This window comes from Micromonospora sp. CA-246542 (assembly GCF_050942905.1).
Taxonomy (GTDB): domain Bacteria; phylum Actinomycetota; class Actinomycetes; order Mycobacteriales; family Micromonosporaceae; genus Micromonospora.
Genome location: NZ_CP192040.1, coordinates 4,987,297 through 5,009,476, shown reverse-complemented (window position 1 = coordinate 5,009,476; position 22,180 = coordinate 4,987,297). Strand labels below are relative to the sequence as shown.

Sequence of the window (22,180 nt, the reverse complement as noted above, 5' to 3'; positions counted from 1 at the left end):
GCAGGTCGGATTTGTCCGGTTTCGGTGGTCGGGCGGCGCTTGGGCACTCGCGGTCCGTCGTGCCCGCCCCTTGATCGGCTCCGGGGTCGCCGGTGTGGCGGCATCCTCTGTGCGCGGATGCCGCCACGTCGGCGATGTCGAGTCGATCATCACCGGTGGCGCGCCCGATGGTCTGTCGCGCCTGGGAGGTTTGTCCTGTTCGGGCGTGGGTGCCGTGACGGGTCGCACCCCGGCGGCGGAATCGGCGGCCGGGCGGGGTCGTTACACCAGGCACGCCGCAGCGCCCTCCGGGTCACCGGGTGGCCGCCGGGAACACCCGCCGGGCCGGTGTCGTTACACCCCCCGCACCACCGAGCATCGGCACGCCGGCAGTCGCCGCCGGGAACACCCGCCAGGCCGGCGTCGTTACATCCCCGCACGGCCGAGCACCACCCGCGGTTCCCCCGGCGGGAATGATCCCCCGGCCCGGACCGTTGCACCACCCTCCGGGACACCCCCGAGCAGGCCCCGCCGGGCCGCCGGGCCGATCCCCAAGAACTCTCTCCGCACAGCACACCCCCGTGTGCCGAGTGCATATCCCCCGAATGAAGCAGAGGAGCACGCCATCATGCGTACCGATCTGATTCGTAAGACCGCCCTGACCGCCGCTGGCCTCGCCTTCACCGGTGGAGCGATCGCCGGTCCGGTGACCGCCGCGTACGCCATGTCCGACGCCAAGCCCACCACCCAGACCCAGTCGGACCGTAAGGGTCACGGTGAGCGGGAGCTCGGCGTGCGCTACGAGGCGCAGCCGAACTTCTACTACTGCGGTCCCGCCGCGACCCGTAACGCGCTGAGCGTGCAGGGTAAGAACATCGACGTGGACGCCATGGCCAAGGAGATGGGCACCACCGAGGCCGGCACCAACAGCATCAACGACATCACCCCGGTGCTGAACAAGGAGACCGGCAAGGCCGACGCCTACCGGTCGGTGGAGATCAGCAGCCCGGACGCCGACGCGAAGCAGACCGACACGCTGCGCGCCGACGTGGTCAAGACCGTCGACGACGGCCGGGCCGTGGTCGCCAACATCGCCGGCACCAGCACCGACACCGACGGCAACACCCACTCCTACGAGGGCGGGCACTACATCAGCGTGACCGGCTACCGCGACAACGGCAACGTCGTCACGATCGCCGACTCCGCCAACCCGGACACCGCCTCCTACCAGATCACCGTCGAGCACCTCGCGGACTGGATCGCCACCCGCGGCTACGCCACCAGCTGACAACCACACCGCAAAGGGCCGGACCCCACAGGGTCCGGCCCTTTCGGCATAAGGTCACTCGCCAGCGAGGACGGCCAGGATCTGCTCGCCGTACTTGGCGAGTTTGTTCTCGCCGACGCCGTTGACGCGGGACAGTTCGGCCAGCGAGGTGGGCTCGTCGCTCGCGATCTGGCGCAGCGTCGCGTCGTGGAAGATGACGTACGCCGGCATGCCCTGCTCCTTGGCGGTGGCCGCCCGCCAGGCGCGCAGCCGTTCGAAGACGGACGCGGCGGCCGGGGTCAGCTCGGCCACCACGGTGGACGAGCCGCGCGGCTTCGACGAGCGGCTCGACGCCGGCTTCTCCGGTTCGCGGCGCATGGTGACGGTACGGCGACGGCCCAGCACGTCGGCGCTCGCCTCGGTCAGCGCGAGCGTGCCGTAGTCGCCCTCGACGGCGAGCAGCCCCTCGGCGAGGAGTTGCCGGACCACGCCCCGCCACTCGGCCTCGCTCAACTCCGTGCCGATACCGAAGACGGTCAGCGAGTCGTGGCCGTACTGGCTGATCTTGTCGGTCTGCTTGCCGAGCAGGATGTCGACGCAGTGCCCGGCGCCGAACCGCTGGTTGCGTTCGCGGTCGAGGCGGAACACGGTGGACAGCAGCTTCTGGGCGGCGACCGTGCCGTCCCAGGACTCCGGGGGGTTGAGGCAGGTGTCGCAGTTGCCGCAGGCCGCGGTGGCGCTCTCGCCGAAGTATTCGAGTAGCTGCACCCGGCGGCACCGGACCGTCTCGCAGAGCGCGAGCATCGCGTCCAGGTGCGCGGCGAGGTTGCGGCGATGGGCCAGGTCGCCGTCGGACGTCTCGATCATCTTGCGCTGCTGCACGACGTCCTGCAGGCCGTACGCCAGCCAGGCGGTGGACGGCAGCCCGTCGCGGCCGGCGCGGCCGGTCTCCTGGTAGTAGCCCTCGACCGACTTGGGCAGGTCGAGGTGGGCCACGAAGCGCACGTCGGGCTTGTCGATGCCCATGCCGAAGGCGATGGTGGCGACCATGACCAGCCCGTCCTCGCGCAGGAAGCGGTGTTGGTTGGCGGCGCGGGTCGCCGCGTCGAGGCCCGCGTGGTAGGGCAGCGCGGCGATCCCGTTGGCGGTCAGGAACTCGGCGGTCTTGTCGACCGAGGCGCGGGACAGGCAGTAGACGATGCCCGCGTCGCCGGGATGCTCGTCGCGTAGCAGGGCCAGCAGTTGCTTGCGGGGCTCCCGCTTGGGCACGATCCGGTACTGGATGTTGGGCCGGTCGAAGCTGGCCACGAAGTGCCGCGCGTCGTCGAGGCCCAGCCTGCTGGCGATCTCGCGGCGGGTGGCGCTCGTCGCGGTGGCGGTCAAGGCGATGCGGGGGACCTGCGGCCACCGCTCGTGCAGCATCGACAGGGCCAGGTAGTCGGGCCGGAAGTCGTGCCCCCACTGCGACACGCAGTGCGCCTCGTCGATCGCGAACAGGGAGATGCGCCCCCGGTCCAGCAGGGCGAGGGTGGAGCGGACGCCGAGCGCCTCCGGTGCCAGGTAGAGCAGGTCCAGCTCGCCGGCGACGAAGGCCGCCTCGACCCGGCGACGGGCGTCGAGGGTCTGCGTCGAGTTGAGGAAGCCGGCGCGTACGCCGACCGCGGTGAGCGCGTCCACCTGGTCCTGCATGAGCGCGATCAGCGGCGACACGACGACCGCGACACCGTCGCGGACCAGGGCCGGGATCTGGTAGCAGAGCGACTTGCCACCACCGGTGGGCATCAGCACCAGCGCGTCGCCGCCGGCGACGACATGGTCGATGACCTGCTGTTGGAAGCCGCGGAAGGCGTCGTAGCCGAACACCCGGCGCAGCGCCGCCAGCGCGTCGTCGGTACGCAGGTCGGTCGGGGAAGCCATCCGGGGAGTCTACGAGCCCTCCCCGACAGCATCGCCCGCACGGCGGCCGGCGCGTCCGCCGCGCCGCGACGGTCACTGCGCCGAACTGCCGTCCCCGTCGCCCCAGCAGAGCCCGCCGATGCCGGCCGCGCTGTGGAAGCCGGGGTGTCCGTTGACGTCCATGCAGACTTCGTTGTCGGGGCCGCTCCGGCCGCAGAACACCGGCTCGACGTGGTGCCAGGCGTCGGCCCGGGACAGCAGCGCGGCCCCGGCGGCCACCTCGGGGCGCAGGGTCGTCAACCCCTCCGTGTAGACGACGGCCTGGTCGCGGGCCTCCATCAGGTCCGTCGCCAGGTAGGACAGGTGCAGCGTCCAGCGCCGGGCCGCCGGCCGCTCGCGCTCCGTCGGACCCAGAGCGATGAGGTACGACGACAGTGTCTCCGGCGTTGCCAACGCGAATGCGATGGCGGCCCGGACCCGCTCGGACACGTCGGCCCGGTCGAGCAGGTCAATCAGGTCGTCGTGGACGTCGCGGGGTTGCCGTGACTCCCGCTCCCAGCGAGACGATCGATTGTCCGTCACGATGCTCTGCCTCTCCGTAGCGGATCCTCATCAAGAGCCTGGACCAGACGGCAGCAAAATGCAACGTCGTGATTTCTGGGAAAAGATACTTGATATGTGGTCGCTCTTCGGTGAGAATCGATCACTCACAGTGGAGGTGACGGCGGCGATGGCGCAGGTGCCCAGTCCGACGATCAGAGCCCGCCGGCTGCGGCGCGAGTTGCGCCGCCTGCGGGACCGCACCGGGCACACCGCCGAGGAGGTCGCCAAGATCCTGGGCTGGCATCGGACGAAGGTCATCCGCTTCGAACTCGGACACTCGCGGGTGATGCCCAAGGACCTGCCCCCGCTGCTCGACCTCTACGACGCATCCGACGACGAGCGGGAGTCGCTGAACGCGCTGCTGCGACAGTCCCGGCAGAAGGGGTGGTGGAGCGCGTACGGCGACGTGCTGCCGGACGACTTCGTCGGCTTCGAGGCGGAGGCGACGTCGATCAGCGCGTTCGAGTGCCTGTACGTTCCGGGCCTGTTGCAGACGGAGGAGTACGTCCGCGCCATCGTCAGAGCGGGCCGCAGCACCGCCGACCAGGACGAGACCGACCGGGTTGTGGCGGCGAGGCTCGCCCGCAAGGCTCTACTGTCGCGTGACCTGCCGCCATCGTTGTGGGCGGTGTTGGATGAGGCGGCGGTCCGACGGGTGGTCGGCGGCCCGAAGGTGATGCGTGCACAGCTCAACCGCCTGATCGAAGCGTGCGCGATGCCCTCGGTCGAGATCCAGGTCCTGCCGTTCGCCGCCGGTGCGCACGCGGCGATGGCCGGAGCCTTCACCGTTCTGGACTACGCCGACCCGGTGCTCGACCCTGCGGTGGTGTATCTCAGCAACGACTCCAGCACGCTGTTGCTGGAGGAGGACCGGCAGGTGGCCCGATATAAGCTCATGTTCGACCACCTTCGGGCCAAGGCACTCGACCCTGACCGGTCTGCGGACCTTCTCGCGCGGGTTGCTGCGGAGGTCCCCGACTGAGTCCGACACCTTGGAGCGCTGCCGATGGCCCCCGCGAAGCTGGCACGGGTTTCCTGGCGCAAGAGCAGCCGTAGCGGCGCGAACGATTCGAACTGCGTCGAGGTGGCCGTACTCCCCGAAGGGCTGGCGGTGCGGGACTCCAAGGATCCGGGCGGACCGGCGCTCGTCTTCGGTTGGGACGCCTGGTCGTCGTTCGTGACCGGTCTGCGGCGCGATCCGCGCGGCTGAACGTTCCGTCGCCGGAGGGCGGCGCTACCACGCCCCCGGCGCGCGGCGGCGGGCGTGCCCGTGTCCACCCCGACCGGCGGGATAGAGTCGCTGATTGACCAATCGCGGCCGACGGCGGCCGCGGCGCCACGTCTTGGGGGTACTGGTGAGCGAGGCGCACACTGCCGGTGACGGGCAGCCGACGGCCGAGTCGGAGACCACCCTGGTGGTGGTCACCGGGCTGTCCGGTGGCGGTCGCAGCACCGTCGCGCGCGCGTTGGAGAACGTCGGCTACTACGTGGTGGACAACCTGCCGCAGGCGCTCATGCTCGACATGGCCGAGCTGGCGTTCAAGGCCGGTGGGGCCGCCCGGCGTACGGCGATGGTCCTGGACGTGCGCTCGCGCGCCTTCTCCACCGACCTGGCGGGGGCGATCCGGGAGCTGAAGGAGCGCGGCTTCTCGCCCCGGGTGGTGTTCGTCGACGCCGACGACGAGGTGCTGATCCGTCGGTTCGAGAGTGTCCGGCGTTCGCACCCGTTGCAGGGTGACGGGCGGCTCGCCGACGGTATCGCCGTCGAGCGCGGGCTGCTGGAGGAGGCCCGCGACCAGGCCGACGTGATCATCGACACCAGCCACCTCAACGTCAACCAGCTCCGCCGGCGCATCGAGGAGCTGTTCGGCGGCGAGGACGCCCGCCGGCTGCGGGTGACCGTGCTCTCGTTCGGCTTCAAGTACGGCCTGCCGCCGGACGCCGACTTCGTGCTGGACGCCCGGTTCCTGCCCAACCCGTACTGGGTGCCGGAGCTGCGCGAGCACACCGGCCGGGAGGAGGCGGTCAGCGCGTACGTGCTGGGGCAGGAGGGGGCGGACGCCTTCGTCGCCTCGTACGCCGACCTGGTCAACGCCACCACCACGGGGTTCGAGCGGGAGGGCAAGCGGTACCTGACGGTGGCCGTGGGCTGCACCGGCGGCAAGCACCGCAGCGTGGCCATCGCCGAGGAGTTGGCCGGCCGGCTGCGTCAGTCGGGGCTGGCGGCGAACGCCCAGCACCGCGACCTGGGGCGGGAATGACGACGCGCCGGGTGGTGGCGTTCGGCGGCGGGCACGGCCTGTCGGCGTCGCTGCGCGCGCTGCGGCACTGCGCCCCCGAACTCGACCTGGACATCACCGCCGTGGTGACGGTCGGCGACGACGGCGGTTCCAGTGGCCGGTTGCGCGCCGAGCGGGGTGGCCTACCGCCGGGTGACCTGCGGCAGGCCCTGGTCGCGCTGGCCGGCGACCATCCGGCCACCCGACGCAGCGCCGGGCTCTTCCAGCACCGCTTCGCGGCGGCGCAGGCTGTCCGCGTACCCCGGCATGCCGGGACCGAGGCGGCCCCGGCGGCGCGCGACGCGCCCGGCGTGGGCGCGGGCCCGGTTGCCGGAAAGCCGACAGACGCGGACCCGGCGGCGGGTGACGCGGCCCGCGCGGACGGCCTGGCCGGGCACGCGGTGGGCAACCTGGTGCTCAGTGGCCTCATGGAGCTGCTCGGCGACCCGGTGGCGGCGCTGGAGCACGCCGGGGCGATGCTCGGCGCGGTCGGGCGGGTGCTGCCGATGTCGCGCCAGCCGGTCGACATCGAGGCGCGGGTGCGCGGGGTCGACCCGGACGCTCCGGACGAGGTGCGGACCGTGCGCGGTCAACACCAGGTGGCGGTCACGACCGGGCGGGTCGAGTCGCTGCGCCTGACGCCGGCCGCCCCGGCTGCCTGCGCCGAGGCCCTGGCCGCGATCGGCGCGGCGGACTGGTTGATCTTCGGGCCGGGCAGTTGGTACACGAGCGTCCTGCCGCACCTGCTGGTGCCGCAGTTGGCCGACGCGATCGTGTCCAGCTCGGCCCGGCGCCTGGTCACGCTGAACCTGGCCGCGGAGAAGGAGACCCTCGGCCTCTCGGTCGCCGATCATCTGGCGGCGCTGCGCTGGTACCTGCCCGAGCTGAAGGTGGATCTCGTGCTGGCGGACGCCAAGGCGGTGGGTGACCCGGAACCGGTCGAACGTGCGGCAGAATCGCTGGGTGCCCGCCTGGTCCTCGCCCCCGTCGCCGTCACCGACGGCACTCCCCGCCATGATCCGGCTGCCCTGGGCGCCGCGCTGGTGCCTGTCCTGGGCGCCGATCGTTAGACACGTACGTAATCACCGGCGACACGCCGGAACAGGTCCGTGAGGGGACGCACAATGGCGATGACGGCTGCGGTCAAGGACGAGCTGAGTCGGGTCGACGTGCCCAAGCCCTGCTGTCGGCGGGCGGAGATGGCCGCGCTGCTGCGCTTCGCCGGAGGGCTGCACATCGTCTCCGGCCGGGTGGTGGTGGAGGCCGAGCTGGACACCGGCGCGGTGGCGCGTCGGCTGCGCCGGGAGATCGCCGAGGTCTACGGCTACCCGAGCGAGATCCACGTGCTCGCCTCCGGCGGGCTGCGCAAGGGCAGCCACTTCATCGTCCGGGTGGTCAAGGACGGCGAGGCGCTCGCGCGGCAGACCGGCCTGCTGGACGTGCGCGGCCGGCCGGTGCGGGGGCTGCCCCCGCACGTGGTGGCGGCGAACGTCTGCTGCGCGGTCTCGGCGTGGCGGGGCGCGTTCATGGCGCACGGCTCGCTCACCGAGCCCGGCCGCTCCAGCGCGTTGGAGATCACCTGCCCGGGACCGGAGTCGGCGCTCGCGCTGGTCGGCGCGGCCCGCCGGATCGGCATCACGGCCAAGAACCGTGAGGTACGCGGGGTGGACCGGGTGGTCGTCAAGGACGGCGACGCGATCGCCGCGCTGCTCACCCGCATCGGCGCGCACTCCAGCGTGCTGGCCTGGGAGGAACGTCGGGTACGCCGGGAGGTGCGGGCCACCGCCAACCGCCTGGCCAACTTCGACGACGCGAACCTGCGTCGCTCCGCGCGCGCCGCGGTGGCCGCCGCCGCCCGGGTCACCCGGGCGCTGGAGATCCTGGCCGACGAGGCGCCCAACCACCTCACCGACGCGGGACGGTTGCGCCTGGAGCACCGGCAGGCGTCGCTGGAGGAGTTGGGCGCGTTGGCCGACCCGCCGCTGACGAAGGACGCCATCGCCGGGCGGATCCGCCGCCTGCTGGCGCTGGCCGACAAGCGGGCCCGGGACCTCGGCATCCCGGATACGGAAGCAGCCGTCACGCCCGACATGCTCGTGGTCTGATAGGACGGTGGGCCCGTACGGTGCGCCGGGAGCACGACCCGGCGCAGCGTGGTCCCGCACGCTCGGATAGGGTCGCTGAGTACGGCAAGGGGGCCGACATCGGCACCTCTCGTCGTGCCCACCGCCTCGGGCGGTCAGGTCCTCAGACCGCGCGGCGGGGTGGCCGAGATGAACCGTCGACGGCCGGCTCCAACGGTCGGCGCACACCATTCCCGCCGGCCCGTTGAGTCAAGCCGGCGGACCAGAACGCGAGGAGATGGGACCTGTGACCATCCGGGTTGGCATCAACGGCTTTGGCCGAATCGGCCGTAACTTCTTCCGGGCAGTGCTGGCGTCCGACGCCGACATCGAGGTCGTGGCGGTCAACGACCTGACCGACAACGGCACGCTCGCCCACCTGCTCAAGTACGACAGCATCCTGGGTCGCCTGCCGTACGAGGTGAAGGCCACCGCCGACGAGATCACCGTCGGTGGCAAGACCATCAAGGCGTTCGCCGAGAAGGACCCGGCGGCGCTGCCGTGGGGCGAGGTCGGCGCGGACGTCGTCATCGAGTCGACGGGCTTCTTCACCGACGGCACCAAGGCCAAGGCGCACATCGACGGCGGCGCCAAGAAGGTCATCATCTCCGCCCCGGCGAAGAACGAGGACGTCACCGTGGTCATGGGTGTCAACCACGACACCTACGACCCGGCGAAGCACACCATCATCTCCAACGCCTCGTGCACGACGAACTGCCTCGCGCCGATGGCGAAGGTCCTGCAGGACACGTTCGGCATCACCAAGGGTCTGATGACGACGATCCACGCGTACACCCAGGACCAGAACCTCCAGGACGCGCCGCACAAGGACCTGCGTCGGGCGCGCGCCGCCGCGCTGAACATCGTCCCGACCTCCACCGGCGCCGCGAAGGCCATCGGCCTGGTGCTGCCGGAGCTGAAGGGCAAGCTCGACGGGTACGCGCTGCGGGTGCCGATCCCGACCGGCTCGGCCACCGACCTGACCGTCGAGGTCGGCCGGGAGACCACCGTGGACGAGGTCAACGCCGCGCTGAAGGCCGCCGCCGACGGCCCGCTCAAGGGCATCCTGGTCTACAACGAGGACCCGATCGTCTCCTCCGACATCGTCACCGACCCGGCGTCGTGCATCTTCGACGCGCCGCTGACCAAGGTCATCGGCAACCAGGTCAAGGTCGTCGGCTGGTACGACAACGAGTGGGGCTACTCGAACCGCCTCGTCGACCTCGTCAAGCTGGTCGGTACCTCACTGTGAGCGCGAGGAGTGAGCTTGCGAGCCCCGCAGTCGCGAACGGAAGGCTAGCTCTGTGAGTGCCCTCCGGACCCTCGACGACCTGCTCGCCGAGGGGGTGTCGGGTCGGCGCGTGCTGGTGCGCGCCGACCTGAACGTCCCGCTCGACAAGCAGTCCGGCGCCATCACCGACGACGGCCGCATCCGCGCGGTGCTGCCGACCCTGGGCGCGCTGGTCGAGGCCGGCGCGAAGGTGGTCGTCTGCTCGCACCTGGGCCGCCCGAAGGGCGCGCCCGACCCGCAGTTCAGCCTGAGCCCGGTCGCCGGGCGGCTCGGTGAGCTGCTGGGCGCTCCGGTGCACTTCGCCACCGACACCGTCGGTGACTCCGCCCGCTCGACGGTCGCCGACCTGGCCGACGGTCAGGTCGCCCTGCTGGAGAACCTGCGCTTCAACGCCGGTGAGACCAGCAAGGACGAGGCCGAGCGGGGCGTGTTCGCCGACCAGCTCGCCGCGTTCGGCGACGCGTACGTCGACGACGCGTTCGGCGCCGTGCACCGCAAGCACGCCAGCGTGTACGACGTGCCGGCGCGGCTGCCGCACGTGGCCGGCCGGCTGGTGCTGCGCGAGGTCGAGGTGCTCTCCAAGCTGACCAGCGAGCCCGAGCGGCCGTACGTGGTGGTGCTCGGCGGGTCCAAGGTCTCCGACAAGCTGGCCGTGATCGAGGCGCTGCTACCGACGGTCGACCGGCTGCTCATCGGTGGCGGTATGTGCTTCACCTTCCTCAAGGCCCAGGGCCTGGAGGTGGGCACGTCGCTGCTGGAGAAGGACATGGTCGAGACCTGCCGCAACCTGCTGGAGCGGGCCGACGGCAAGATCCTGCTCCCGGTCGACGTGGTGGTCGCGGACGCGTTCGCGCCGGACGCCGCGCACGACACGGTCCGCGTCGACGGCATCCCGAGCCACCGGCTCGGCCTGGACATCGGCCCGGAGACGGTCGCCGGCTTCGCCGCCGCCCTGTCCCAGGCGAAGACGATCTTCTGGAACGGGCCGATGGGCGTGTTCGAGATGGCCGCCTTCGCGGCCGGCACCCGGGGTATCGCCGAGGCGATCACCAAGGCCGACGCGTTCAGCGTCGTCGGCGGCGGTGACAGCGCGGCGGCCGTGCGGGCGTTGGGCCTGGACGAGTCGAGCTTCGGTCACATCTCCACCGGTGGCGGCGCCTCCCTGGAGTACCTGGAGGGCAAGACCCTCCCCGGCATCGCGGCCCTGGAGAACTGAGCATGGCGAGCACGACCCGCCGGCCGTTGATGGCCGGCAACTGGAAGATGAACCTCAACCACCTCGAGGCCAACCTGCTCGTGCAGAAGCTGGCCGCGAGCCTCACCGAGAAGCAGCTCACCGAGGTCGAGACGGTGGTGCTGCCGCCGTTCACCGACCTGCGCACCGTGCAGACGGCGGTGGACGGCGACAAGCTGCTGATCGGCTACGGCGGGCAGGACCTGTCCCCGCACGCCTCCGGCGCGTACACCGGTGACATCTCCGGGCCGCTGCTGGCCAAGCTCGGCTGCACGTACGTGGTGGTCGGGCACTCCGAGCGGCGGGCCTACCACCACGAGGACGACTCGGTCGTCAACGCGAAGGTGAAGGCGGCGCTCGCGCACGGCCTGACCCCCATCCTCTGCGTGGGGGAGGGGCTGGACGTGCGCGAGCAGGGCACCCACGTGGCGCACTGCTCCGACCAGCTCGACGGGGGCCTCGCCGGGCTCACGCCCGAGCAGGTACGCCAGGTGGTCATCGCGTACGAGCCGGTCTGGGCGATCGGCACCGGCAAGACGGCCACGCCGGAGGACGCCCAGGAGGTCTGCGGCGCGGTCCGTCAGCGGTTGGCGGAGCGCTTCGACGCCGAGACCGCCGACGCCGTCCGGGTCCTCTACGGCGGCTCGGTCAAGGCGTCGAACGTCGCCTCGATCATGGCCCAGCCGGACGTGGACGGCGGCCTGGTGGGTGGCGCGAGCCTGGACGCGGAGGAATTCGCGCAGATCTGCCGGTTCCCCGAGCACATCGCTCGCTGATCGCTCGCTATTCTGGACACCGCCCGTCCACCGGCCGGTGCCGGAGTGCCCGACCTGTCCGGGCGAGGATCGCTACGAGAGGACTGCCCCCAGCCATGCCGATCTGGTTCGCATACACGTTGATCGTGTTGCTGGTCATCACGAGCGTTCTGCTCACCCTGCTCATCCTGCTGCACCGCGGTAAGGGTGGCGGGTTGTCGAGCATGTTCGGCGGCGGTGTCAGCTCCAGCCTCGCCGGCTCCTCGGTGGCCGAGAAGAACCTCGATCGTTACACCGTTCTGGTGGGTGTCGTCTGGTTCGCGGCGATCGTCGGGCTGGGTCTCTGGCTCCGTCTCCAGATGAACAGCGGCACCTGAGCAAGCCCGCCAAGTCGTACAATCTGCGCGCGGTCCGTCACTCGACGGACCGCGCGCAGTCTTTTCTCCGCTGCACCGCGTCGCCCGCCGCCCATCCCCGACGGCGGCGGGTCCCCTCCGACGACAGGAGCGAGCAGCCGTGCCCAGTGGCAATGTCATCCGTGGCGCCCGCGTCGGGTCCGCGCCCATGCGCCCGGACGAGCGGCACCAACCGGCCCCCCGACAGGCCGTCACCTACTGGTGCCGCAACGACCACCAGACCGACATCCGGATCGCGGCCGACGCCACGGCGCCGCCGCTGTGGGACTGCCCCCGCTGTGGGCTCCCCGCGGGCCTGGACGCCGAGAACCCGCCCGGACGCGTCCGCCCCGAGCCCTACAAGAGCCACCTGGCGTACGTGAAGGAGCGGCGTACCGCCGAGGAGGGGGAGGCGTTGCTGGCCGAGGCCCTCGCCGCGCTGCGCCGCCGACGCGGCGAATAGACGAAAGGGGCCCCTCGTACGCGAGGGCCCCTTCGTCGCGATCAGCGCAGGCTGCGGCTAGCGCAGGCTGCGCAGGCGGGCCGGCACGTCCGCGGCGGCCGCGCGGTCCAGCAACCAGCGGGTACGGTCCACGCCGTGCACCCCGGCGGCCGGGAGCTGTACCGGCCCCGCGCCGGCCAGAGCCATGCCCACCGCGCGCGCCTTGTCGGCGCCGGCGGCCACGAGCCAGACCTCCTCGGCGGTGTTGATCGCCCCCAGGGTGAGGGTGGTCCGCACCGGCGGCGGCTTCGGGCTGCCCCGCACCGCGCTGACCGGCCGTGTGTCGTGGTGCACCGGGTGCTCCGGGAAGACCGAGGCGACATGCCCGTCCTCGCCCACACCGAGCATCAGCACGTCGAAGTGCGGCAGCGCGGCGTGCCCCGGCCGGGCGGCGCGGGCCAGCTCCTCGGCGTACGCGGCGGCGGCCGCCTCGGGGTCGTTGCCGGCCGGGCCGTCGGAGGCCGGCATGGCGTGCACCCGGGCCGGGTCCAGCGGCACCGAGTCCAGCAGGGCGGCCCGGGCCTGGGTCTCGTTGCGCTCCGGGTCGCCGGACGGCAGGAACCGCTCGTCGCCCCACCACACGTCGACCCGGGACCAGTCGACCGCGTCGCGGGCCGGCAGCTGCGCCACCGCCCGGTAGACGGCGGCGGCGACCCGACCACCGGTGAGGACCACCGCGGCCTCGCCCCGGTCGGCCTGGGCGTCGAGCACCTTCACCAGCAGTCGGGCCGCCACGGCCTGCGCCAGCAGATCGGCGTCGGCGTGGACGGCGACACTCGCCTCACTCATGGGTTGTGCCTTCGTTTCCGGACCGCTGGGCGGTCGCTGTCGCGTCGTATCCGGACGCCGAGCGTCCGGAGGTGGCGGTGCGGGGCCGGGACGTTTCGTCCCGGCCCTGCCGGTGTCGTACCGCTCAGCTCTCGCCGCTCGTGCCGGCGTGCGCGGTGACCCCGGCCTCGGCGCGCTGGGCCGTGGCCGGATCCTTCCAGACGTGCACCCGCTGCGGCGGGCGCTGCTCCAGACCGCGCAGGCCGGCGGTCGCGCCTAACGCCTCCGCGTACACCTGGTCGGCGTCGAGGCGGCGCAGCTCCTCGGCCAGCTCGTCGCCGAGCGGCCGACGGACCAGCGGCAGCGCCCGATCCTCCTGACCGGTCCGCCGGAACACCGCCAGGCTGTCCTCGCGGGTCAGCGTCAGCTTGTCGCCGTTGGCGCAGGTCAACTGCACCTCGCGCATACGGGGGAACTCGTCGGTGTCCACCCGGCGCGGGGTGATGCCGAGCCGGCTGGACAGCCAACCGACCATTAGCGCCGCCGTCGGGTCGCTGGGTGGCGCGACGACGGTCGCCTCGGTGACCTGCTCGTTGGTGGTGTCGAACGCCCCGGCGACCAGGGTCCGCCACGGGGTGATCCGCGTCCACGCCAGGTCGGTGTCGCCCGGGGCGTAGTCCCGGGCCCGCTGGCGCAGCGCCTCCACCGGGTCGGCGGCCTGCGCGGAGTCGGTGATCCGCCGGTCGGCGACCACACCGAGGAAGTCGGTGGCGATCTCCGCGGGCGGCTCACCGTGCCACCAGGTCACCACCGGTACGTCCGGCACCAGCAGCGGCATGACCACCGACTCGGCGTGCAGGGCGAGCCGCCCGTACATCCGGGTGACCACCGCCTCGCACGGGCCGAGACGACCGCCGACCACGATCTCCGCGTCCAGCCGGTTCCGTTCCCGCTCGATGTCGGAGCGGACCACGACCACCAGCCGGCACGGGTGGGCGGCGGCGGCGATGGTCGCCGCCGCCTCCGCCTCGCGTACGCGCTTCTCGTCCACCACCACGATGAGGGTGAGCGCCATGCCGCTGGCCACACCACCGGCGCTGCGCCGTTCGGCGGCCAGCGCCTTGACCACCTCGTTGCCGGTGGTGTCCCACAGCCCGATCATGCTCTTCTCCAAGCGCGGCCCTCACGGGCCAGCATCTCGTCAGCCGCCCGTGGACCCCACTCGCCGGCCCGGTACGGCTCCGGGGTGGTGCCCGCCCAGGCGTGCTCCAGCGGGTCGATGACCTGCCAGCTCTGCTCGACCTCGGCGGCGTCCGGGAACAGGGTGCGGTCCCCGATCAGCACGTCCAGGACGAGCCGCTCGTACGCCTCCGGGCTGGACTCGGTGAACGCCTCGCCGTACTGGAAGTCCATGGCGATGTCGCGGACCTCCATGGTGGTGCCCGGAACCTTCGAGCCGAACTTGAGCACCACGCCCTCGTCCGGCTGCACCCGGATGACCAACTGGTTGTTGCCCAGCGACTCCATGTCGGCGTCGTTGAACGGCAGGTGCGGCGCCTTCTTGAACATGATGGCGACCTCGGTGACCCGCCGGGGGAGTCGCTTGCCGGCCCGGATGTAGAACGGCACCTCGGCCCAGCGCCGGTTCTGGATGCCGAGGCGCACCGCCACGTACGTCTCCGTGGTGGAGTCGGCGGGCACGTCCCGCTCCTCCCGGTAGCCGACCGCGCGCTCGCCGCCCACCCAGCCGGGCAGGTACTGGCCCCGGACGGTGTCCCGGGCCACGTCCTTCGGCAGGGTGATCGCCTTGAGCACCTTCAGCTTCTCGGCCCGGATCTCGTCGGCGTCGAAGCTGGTCGGCTCCTCCATCGCCACCAGGGCCAGGAGTTGGAGCAGGTGGTTCTGCAGCACGTCGCGGGCGGTGCCGACGGTGTCGTAGAAGCCGGCCCGGGTGCCGATGCCGACGTCCTCGGCCATGGTGATCTGCACCGAGTCGACGTACTTGGAGTTCCACAGCGGCTCGAACAGGTTGTTGGCGAACCGCAGGGCCAGGATGTTCTGGACCGTCTCCTTGCCCAGGTAGTGGTCGATCCGGAAGACGTCCTGCCGGGTGAACACGTCATCGACCAGGTCGTTGAGCGCCTTCGCCGACGGCAGATCGTTGCCGAACGGCTTCTCCACCACGACCCGCCGCCAACCGCCGGACTTGTCGTTGTCGGCCATTCCGGTGCGGGCCAACTGCTTGAGCACGACGGGGAAGGCGGCCGGGGGGATGGAGAAGTAGAACGCCGCGTTACCGGCGATGCCGTGGGTCTGGCGCAGGTCGTCCAAGGTCGAGGAGAGCTGGTCGAAGGCGGCGTCGTCGTCGAACGAGCCGCCCACGAACTTGATGTTGCCGGCCAGCCGTGCCCAGACCTCGTCCCGCCACGGCGTACGGGCGTGCTTCTTGGCCGCCTCGCAGGCCAGGGTCTCGAAGTCGCCGTCGCCCCAGTCGCGGCGCGCGAAGCCGAGCACCACGAAACCGGGCGGCAGCAGCCCCCGGTTCGCCAGGTCGTAGACCGCGGGCAGCAGCTTCTTGCGGGCCAGGTCGCCGGTCACCCCGAAGATCACCAGAGCGCACGGCTCGGGGATCCGGGGCAACCGGCGGTCCTGCGGGTCGCGTAGCGGGTTCACGCCTTGGGTCACGTCGTCCATCCTCACGTGCGCAGCTGACCGGCCGCGTCGAGCAGTTGGGCGACCCCGGCGGCCCGGTCGGTCAGGTGCAGTCGCAGCACCGGCCGCTCCCGGCCGGCGAGGGCCTGCCGGTCGCCGGCGGCCTGCGCCGCCTGCAACTCGCCGAAGGTGTACGGCTTACCCGGCACGTCCAGGTCCTCCGCGACCGCGCCGGTCACCTGGAGGTAGCTGCCCACCTGCGGGCCGCCCTTGTGGTACTGGCCGGTGGAGTGCAGGAACCGCGGCCCCCAGCCGAAGGTGACCGGCCGGCCGGACGCGCCGGCCAGCAGCGGCCGCAACCCGGCCGTGTCGGCGTCGGCGAACCGGTCGAGGTACGCCATCACCGCCAGGTAACCGTCGTCGCCCAGCCCGTCGAGCAGCCACCGCAGCACCCCGGCCAGGTCGCCCGGGGCGCCCTGCGGCGCGTACACCTCGATCGCGCCCTCGGTGAACGACGGCTTCTCCGTCGGCAGCCCCGAGGCCAAGATCTTGTTGGTGTTCTCCTTGGACTCGGTGACGTTCGGCTGGTTGAACGGGTCGATGCCGAGCACCACGCCGGCCACCGCGGTGGCGTACTCCCAGGCCAGGAACTGCGCGCCGAGCGGGCCGTTGACGGCCACATCCGGGTCGGCGCCACCGCCGGGCACGTCACCGGCGGCCAGCGCGCCGCCGTAGCTGACGGTCAGCACGTCGGGGCCGGTCGCGCCGGGGCTCTGCGGTGACTCCACGACCACCGGCAGGATGCCCACGCCGGACTTGCCGGTCGACTCGGCGATGAGCTGCTCGGCCCAGTCGCCCAGACCGTCGATGCCGGTGCCGTCGGACACCAGGGCGACCTTGTCGCGGGCCAGCGTGGCGGCGGCGCCCAGCGCGGCGCCCAGCGCCAGCGCCGGGTTGTCGGTGTCGGCGCCGAGCGACCGGGCCAACGCGTCGGCCTGGTCGATCAGCTCCGACACGTCGACGCCGGCCAACGCGGACGGCACCAGCCCGAACGCGGTCAGCGCCGAGTACCGGCCGCCCACGTTCGGGTCGGCGAGCACGGTGAACGCGCCCATCTCGGCCGCGGTGGCCTCCAACGGCGAGCCCGGGTCGGTGACGATGACGAAGTGCCGGCCGGCCTCCGCCTCGGTCATCCCGGCGTCCAGGAACGCCTGCCAGTAGGCGCGGCGGTGGCTGTCGGTCTCCACCGTCGAGCCGGACTTGCTGGCGACCACCACCACCGTGCGTTCCAGCCGGTCACCGAGGGCCGCCCGGACCTGGCCCGGGTCGGTGGTGTCCAGCACCGTCAACGGCCGGCCCAGGGTCCGCGTGATGACCTCGGGGGCGAGTGACGAGCCACCCATGCCGGCGAGCACGACGTGGTCCAGGTCGGCCAGCTCCGCCTTCAACTCGGCGAGCTGCGCCAGCAGCTCCCGGCTGCGCTGGTGGGTGTCCACCCAACCGAGCCGGATCTTCGCCTCGGCCTCGGCGTCCGAACCCCACAGGGTCGTGTCCTTGGCGGCCAGCCGCCCGGGGACGCCGGCCTTGACCAGCGCCTCCCGGGTCGAGGCGGGCGCGGACTTGTCGACCGCGTCCGCGCCGTAGACGGCCAGCCCGGCGGCGGCCTCCGCCGGCCCGGCAAGAAGGTCACTCATGCCGCCACTCCACTTCGCTGGGTGCTGATCGGCTCGCTCACGCGCCACCGGCCTTCTCGGCGGCCTTGGCGTTGCCCTCGGCGGCCTTGTTCGGCGCACCCTGGCCCTTCGCCGCGGCCTTCAGCGACTTGCTGACGCCGTCGAGCAGCTCCTGCCAGCTCGCCTCGAACTTCTCCACGCCCTCGCGCTCCAGGGTGGCGATCACGTCCGTCATGTCCACCCCGACCGACTCCAGGTCCGCGAAGACCTTCCGGGCCGCGTCGTAGGAGCCGGTGACGGTGTCGCCGCGGGTCTCGCCATGATCGGCGTACGCGTGGATGACCGACTCCGGCATGGTGTTGACCGTTCCGGGGGCGATCAGCTCCTCGACGTAGATGACGTCCCGGTAGTCCGGGTTCTTCGTCGAGGTGGAGGCCCACAGCGGCCGCTGCGGGTGCGCGCCGGCGGCCTCGAGCGCCTTCCAGCGGTCCGAGGAGAAGACCTCGGTGTACCGCTCGTACGCGAGCTGCGCGTTGGCCACGGCGGCCTTGCCACGCAGTGCCTTGGCCTCGTCCGAGCCGATCTTCTCGAGCCTCTTGTCGACCTCGGAGTCGACGCGGGAGACGAAGAACGACGCGACCGAGCCGATGGTCGACAGGTCGTGACCGTTGGCCTTGGCCCGCTCCAGACCGGCCAGGAACGCCTCCATCACCGCCGAGTAGCGGTCCAGACCGAAGATCAGCGTCACGTTGACGCTGATCCCCTCGGCGAGCGTGTCGGCGATCGCCGACAGGCCCTCCTCGGTGGCCGGGATCTTGATGAAGAGGTTGGGCCGGTCGACCAGCCACCACAGCGCCTTGGCCTCGGCGACCGTCTTGTCGGCGTCGTGCGCGCTGCGCGGGTCCACCTCGATCGAGACCCGGCCGTCCACGCCGGCGCTGCCGTCGTACGACGGGCGCATCACGTCGCACGCCCACCGTACGTCGTACGTGGTGAGCATCCGTACGGCCTCTTCGACGTCCACGCCACGGGTGGCCAGGTCGCGAAGCTGCCAGTTGTACTCGTCGGCGTCGCTGAGTGCCTTTGCGAAGATCGTCGGGTTGGTGGTGACCCCGGCCACGTGCTTCTCGCGGCGGAGCTGGTCCAGCCCGCCGGAGCTCAGACGCACCCGGGAGAGATCGTCGAGCCAGACCGCCACACCTGCGGCGGTGAGCTCATTCAGCTTGTCGGTCATGCCGTCCACGCTCCCTCAGTTGCCGGTGGTGAAACCGGTGATGTCGCCCACCCGGGCCAGCGAGGCGTGCGCCGCCGCCACGATCCGGTCGGGGGTGAACCCGAACTGCTCGAAGAGCACGGTGTGCGGGGCACTCGCGCCGTAGTGCTCGATGCTGACGCTCTCGCCCAGGTCGCCGACGATCCCGCGCCAGGACATCGCGATGCCCGCCTCCACGCTCACCCGTGCCTTTACCCCGCGCGGGAGCACCGACTCCCGGTACGCCTCATCCTGCTCGTAGAACCACTCCTGGCAGGGCATCGAGACCACCCGGGTCGGGGTGCCGTCGGCCTCCAGCCGCTCCCGGGCGGTCAGGGCGAGCTGCACCTCGGACCCGGTGCCGATGATGATCACCTGAGGCTTGCCGTTGGACGCCTCGGCCAGCACGTAACCGCCCTTGGCCACACCTGACGCATCGCCCAGAACCTCCCGGTCCAGCGTCGGCAGGGCCTGGCGGCTCAGCGCCAGCGCGGTCGGCCGGTCGGTGTGCTCCAGCGCCTGCCGCCAGGCCCACACCGTCTCGTTGCCGTCCGCCGGGCGGACCACGTCCAGGCCCGGGATGGCGCGCAGCGCGGTCAGGTGCTCCACCGGCTGGTGGGTCGGGCCGTCCTCGCCCAGGCCGATCGAGTCGTGCGTCCAGACGTACGTCACGGGCAGCTTCATCAGCGCGGCCAGCCGTACCGAGGGGCGCATGTAGTCGCTGAACACCAGGAACGTGCCGCCGTACGGGCGGGTGCCGCCATGCAGGGCGATGCCGTTCAGGATCGCGCCCATAGCGTGCTCACGGATGCCGAAGTGCAGCGTGCGGCCGTACTCGTGGCCCGGGAAGTCCTTGGTGGCGTGCGACGCCGGAATGAACGACGGCTCGCCCTTCATGGTGGTGTTGTTGCTCTCGGCCAGGTCGGCCGAGCCGCCCCACAGCTCCGGCAGCACCGGCGCGAGCGCCTCCAGCACCTTGCCGGACGCGGCCCGGGTGGCCACACCCTTGGCGTCTGCCGGGAAGACCGGCAGCGCGTCGGTCCAGCCGTCCGGCAGCACCCGGCCGGCGAGCCGCTCGTAGAGCGCGGTGCGCTCGGGGTTGGCCTTCTTCCAGGCGTCGAACGACGTGGTCCACTCCTGCTCGGCGTCCGACCCACGACCCATCACCGTGCGGGCGTGACCCAGCACCTCCTCGTCGACCTGGAAGGTCTGCTCCGGGTCGAAGCCGAGGATGCGCTTGGTGGCCTTGACCTCGTCGGCGCCGAGCGCCGAGCCGTGGATCTTGCCGGTGTTCTGCTTGTTGGGCGCGGGCCAACCGATGATGGTGCGCAGCGCGATGAACGAGGGGCGGGTGGTCTCCGCCTTGGCGGCCACGAGCGCGTCGTACAGCGCCTCGACGTTCTCGTGGTAGTCGCCCTGGTCCGCGTCGCCGCTGCGCCAGTCGACGGTCTGCACGTGCCAGCCGTACGCCTCGTAGCGGGCCGCCACGTCCTCGCTCTTGGCGATCCGGGTGTCGTCCTCGATCGAGATCTCGTTGTCGTCGTAGATCAGCGTGAGGCTGCCCAGCTGCTGGTGGCCGGCGAGGGCGCTGGCCTCGTGGCTGATGCCCTCCTCGATGTCGCCGTCGGAGGCGATGCACCAGATGTTGTGGTCGAAGACCGACGTGCCCGGCTCGGCCTCCGGGTCGAACAGGCCCCGCTCGCGGCGGGCCGCCATGGCCATGCCGACGGCGTTGCCCAGACCCTGCCCGAGCGGGCCGGTGGTGGTCTCGACGCCCGGCGTGTGGCCGTGCTCCGGGTGACCCGGGGTCATCGAGCCCCACTGGCGCAGCGACTTCAGGTCGTCCAGGCTCAGCGGGTAGCCGGACAGGAAGAGCTGGATGTAGAGCGTCAGGCTGGAGTGGCCGGCGGAGAGCACGAACCGGTCCCGGCCGGGCCAGTTCGGGTCGGCCGGGTTGTGCCGCATGACCCGGTTGAAGAGAAGATAGGCCGCGGGCGCGAGGCTCATCGCGGTGCCCGGGTGGCCGTTGCCGGATTTCTCCACGGCATCCATGGCCAGCACGCGGACGGTGTCGACGGCCCGGCGATCGAGTTCGGACCAGTTGAGTGCGGAGTGCTCGGGTCGGTTGGCAGCCACGATGGTTGTGCTCCTCGGCAGATGGGCGGAACCCTCACTGGTGACCTTATCGAGCGTGACTAAACGTCCGCCCGGGGATCTCGCATGGTGTGCGGTACGTGACGGCGGCCCAGGTCGTTCAACCCGGGGGTGTGACGGCCCGCACCGTTGTCGGGTCGGCCGGGCAGCCAAAACGACGACGCGTAGTGTGTGGGTCGGTGTGCGGTGCCCGAGCGGGCCCCGCCGATCCGATCTCCCCGTGCCGATGCCGGAAGGTGGCAATCCGTGAGCATGATCACCGAGCGCCCCGCGAGCAACCCCGCCGGGCAGCCCCCGGCGCGGGCGGCCGAGGGTCCGGTGGCGCGGCGGGACGTGCGCGCGATCGTGTCGTCGTACGTGGCGCTGACCAAGCCGCGCATCGTCGAACTGCTGTTGGTCACCACCGTCCCGGCGATGATGCTCGCCGAGGGCGGCCTGCCGTCGCTGTGGCTGATGGCTGTCGTGCTCGTCGGTGGTTCGCTCGCGGCGGGGGCGGCCAGCGTCCTCAACTGCTACATCGACCGCGACATCGACCAGTTGATGCGGCGGACCAAGCGGCGTCCGCTGCCGGCCCACACCGTGTCGCCCCGTAACGCGCTGGTCTTCGGTCTGGTGCTGGCGGCGGTCTCGATCGTCCTGATGGCGGCGTTCACCAATCTGCTCGCCGCGGGGCTGACGCTCGCCGCGATCGTCTACTACGACGTCGTCTACACCATGTGGCTCAAGCGCTCCACCCCGACGAACACGTTCTGGGGTGGGGCCTGCGGCGCGGCGCCGGTGCTCATCGGCTGGGCGGCGGTCACCGGTGGGCTCGCCCCGGCGGCCTGGGCGCTGTTCGCGGTGGTCTTCTTCTGGCAGATGCCGCACTTCTACCCGCTCGCCATGAAGTACAAGGACGACTACGCCCGCGCCGGCATCCCGATGCTGCCCGTGGTGGCCTCGATCCGTCGGGTGAACGCCGAGATCCTGATCTTCGCCTGGCTCACGGTGCTCACCTCCCTGGCGGTCTGGCCGCTGGGGCTCAGCGCGATCTACGGCGTGCCGACCCTGGTGGTGGGCGCCATCTTCATCATCGAGGCGCACAAGCTCTGCCGGCGGGCGACGCGCGGCGAAGCGGTCAAGCCGATGCGGCTGTTCCACTGGTCCACGACGTACCTGACGATCGTGTTCGTGGCCGTCGCGCTCGACGCGCTGATCTGACGCCGCCCGGCGCGCGGGCCCGGGTTTCGCCGCCAATCCTGTGAACAGTCACCATCGTGGATGAGTTGTCCCGGTTTAACGTCACATCGGAGTAACTTTCGGCATGAGCCGGATCGGCTCAACCTGCGGGAGTTGCAGCCTGGTTTGCTCCGGAAGT

General features: G+C 71.5%; 20 protein-coding genes. 12 read left to right on the top strand and 8 right to left on the bottom strand.

What is annotated here, in order from left to right; all coding sequences use genetic code 11:
- Positions 1-607: 607 nt before the first annotated feature.
- Complete coding sequence (locus ACQP0N_RS23110; RefSeq protein WP_355049584.1) at positions 608-1,267, top strand: C39 family peptidase; 660 nt, start codon at positions 608-610, stop codon at positions 1,265-1,267.
- Positions 1,268-1,321: 54 nt separating this feature from the next.
- Here ACQP0N_RS23110 and recQ read toward each other — a convergent pair whose 3' ends face one another.
- A complete protein-coding gene (recQ, locus tag ACQP0N_RS23105) occupies positions 1,322-3,163 on the bottom strand; it encodes a DNA helicase RecQ (protein ID WP_433114051.1) in 1,842 nt (613 codons plus the stop codon).
- A 72-nt stretch (positions 3,164-3,235) separates the two neighbouring features.
- Entirely contained in the window at positions 3,236-3,724 is a 489-nt protein-coding gene (locus tag ACQP0N_RS23100; RefSeq protein ID WP_433114049.1) for a hypothetical protein, read from the bottom strand.
- A 148-nt stretch (positions 3,725-3,872) separates the two neighbouring features.
- On the opposite strand from ACQP0N_RS23100, the gene ACQP0N_RS23095 reads away from it, so the two are divergent.
- The 10 genes from ACQP0N_RS23095 (at position 3,873) to ACQP0N_RS23050 (ending at position 12,285) form a co-directional block, all read left to right on the top strand.
- The gene (locus ACQP0N_RS23095; protein ID WP_433121765.1) at positions 3,873-4,727 is read left to right on the top strand and encodes a helix-turn-helix domain-containing protein; all 855 of its coding nucleotides are present in this window, start codon (positions 3,873-3,875) and stop codon (positions 4,725-4,727) included.
- A gap of 24 nt (positions 4,728-4,751) precedes the next feature.
- Positions 4,752-4,955: a DUF397 domain-containing protein gene (locus ACQP0N_RS23090; protein ID WP_433114047.1), complete on the top strand. Its 204-nt coding sequence runs from the start codon at positions 4,752-4,754 to the stop codon at positions 4,953-4,955.
- 145 nt (positions 4,956-5,100) lie between these two features.
- Entirely contained in the window at positions 5,101-6,006 is a 906-nt protein-coding gene (rapZ, locus tag ACQP0N_RS23085; RefSeq protein WP_355049588.1) for an RNase adapter RapZ, read from the top strand.
- Positions 6,003-7,094: a gluconeogenesis factor YvcK family protein gene (locus ACQP0N_RS23080; protein ID WP_433114045.1), complete on the top strand. Its 1,092-nt coding sequence runs from the start codon at positions 6,003-6,005 to the stop codon at positions 7,092-7,094. The genes rapZ and ACQP0N_RS23080 overlap by 4 nt, the downstream gene beginning before the upstream one ends.
- A 54-nt stretch (positions 7,095-7,148) precedes the next feature.
- Complete coding sequence (whiA, locus tag ACQP0N_RS23075; RefSeq protein ID WP_030337350.1) at positions 7,149-8,129, top strand: DNA-binding protein WhiA; 981 nt, start codon at positions 7,149-7,151, stop codon at positions 8,127-8,129.
- Between the two features lie 265 nt (positions 8,130-8,394).
- A complete protein-coding gene (gap, locus tag ACQP0N_RS23070) occupies positions 8,395-9,399 on the top strand; it encodes a type I glyceraldehyde-3-phosphate dehydrogenase (RefSeq protein ID WP_433114043.1) in 1,005 nt (334 codons plus the stop codon).
- Positions 9,400-9,451: 52 nt separating this feature from the next.
- Positions 9,452-10,654, top strand: a complete 1,203-nt coding sequence (locus ACQP0N_RS23065; protein WP_433114041.1) for a phosphoglycerate kinase — start codon at positions 9,452-9,454, stop codon at positions 10,652-10,654.
- Between the two features lie 2 nt (positions 10,655-10,656).
- Positions 10,657-11,448: a triose-phosphate isomerase gene (gene tpiA, locus ACQP0N_RS23060; protein ID WP_433114039.1), complete on the top strand. Its 792-nt coding sequence runs from the start codon at positions 10,657-10,659 to the stop codon at positions 11,446-11,448.
- Positions 11,449-11,543: 95 nt separating this feature from the next.
- On the top strand, positions 11,544-11,804 hold the full coding sequence (secG, locus tag ACQP0N_RS23055) for a preprotein translocase subunit SecG (RefSeq protein WP_355049593.1): 261 nt from the start codon (positions 11,544-11,546) through the stop codon (positions 11,802-11,804).
- A gap of 139 nt (positions 11,805-11,943) precedes the next feature.
- Complete coding sequence (locus ACQP0N_RS23050) at positions 11,944-12,285, top strand: RNA polymerase-binding protein RbpA (RefSeq protein WP_355049594.1); 342 nt, start codon at positions 11,944-11,946, stop codon at positions 12,283-12,285.
- Between the two features lie 57 nt (positions 12,286-12,342).
- Here ACQP0N_RS23050 and pgl read toward each other — a convergent pair whose 3' ends face one another.
- The 6 genes from pgl to tkt form a co-directional block, all read right to left on the bottom strand.
- Positions 12,343-13,113 (bottom strand): 6-phosphogluconolactonase, encoded by a 771-nt coding sequence (pgl, locus tag ACQP0N_RS23045; RefSeq protein WP_357134284.1) that lies wholly within the window; start codon positions 13,111-13,113, stop codon positions 12,343-12,345.
- A gap of 124 nt (positions 13,114-13,237) precedes the next feature.
- Complete coding sequence (locus tag ACQP0N_RS23040) at positions 13,238-14,254, bottom strand: glucose-6-phosphate dehydrogenase assembly protein OpcA (protein ID WP_433114036.1); 1,017 nt, start codon at positions 14,252-14,254, stop codon at positions 13,238-13,240.
- Positions 14,251-15,786 carry a glucose-6-phosphate dehydrogenase gene (zwf, locus tag ACQP0N_RS23035; RefSeq protein WP_433121763.1) on the bottom strand — a complete coding sequence of 512 codons (1,536 nt, stop codon included), beginning with the start codon at positions 15,784-15,786 and terminating at the stop codon, positions 14,251-14,253. Before zwf ends, ACQP0N_RS23040 begins: the two co-directional genes overlap by 4 nt.
- 2 nt (positions 15,787-15,788) lie before the next feature.
- Positions 15,789-17,438: a glucose-6-phosphate isomerase gene (locus ACQP0N_RS23030; RefSeq protein WP_433114034.1), complete on the bottom strand. Its 1,650-nt coding sequence runs from the start codon at positions 17,436-17,438 to the stop codon at positions 15,789-15,791.
- A gap of 37 nt (positions 17,439-17,475) precedes the next feature.
- Positions 17,476-18,651, bottom strand: coding sequence for a transaldolase (gene tal, locus ACQP0N_RS23025; RefSeq protein WP_433114032.1), 1,176 nt, complete (start codon positions 18,649-18,651; stop codon positions 17,476-17,478).
- A 15-nt stretch (positions 18,652-18,666) separates the two neighbouring features.
- Positions 18,667-20,805, bottom strand: coding sequence for a transketolase (gene tkt, locus ACQP0N_RS23020; protein ID WP_433114030.1), 2,139 nt, complete (start codon positions 20,803-20,805; stop codon positions 18,667-18,669).
- 264 nt (positions 20,806-21,069) lie between these two features.
- On the opposite strand from tkt, the gene ACQP0N_RS23015 reads away from it, so the two are divergent.
- Positions 21,070-22,023: a heme o synthase gene (locus ACQP0N_RS23015; protein ID WP_355049600.1), complete on the top strand. Its 954-nt coding sequence runs from the start codon at positions 21,070-21,072 to the stop codon at positions 22,021-22,023.
- Positions 22,024-22,180: the final 157 nt, after the last annotated feature.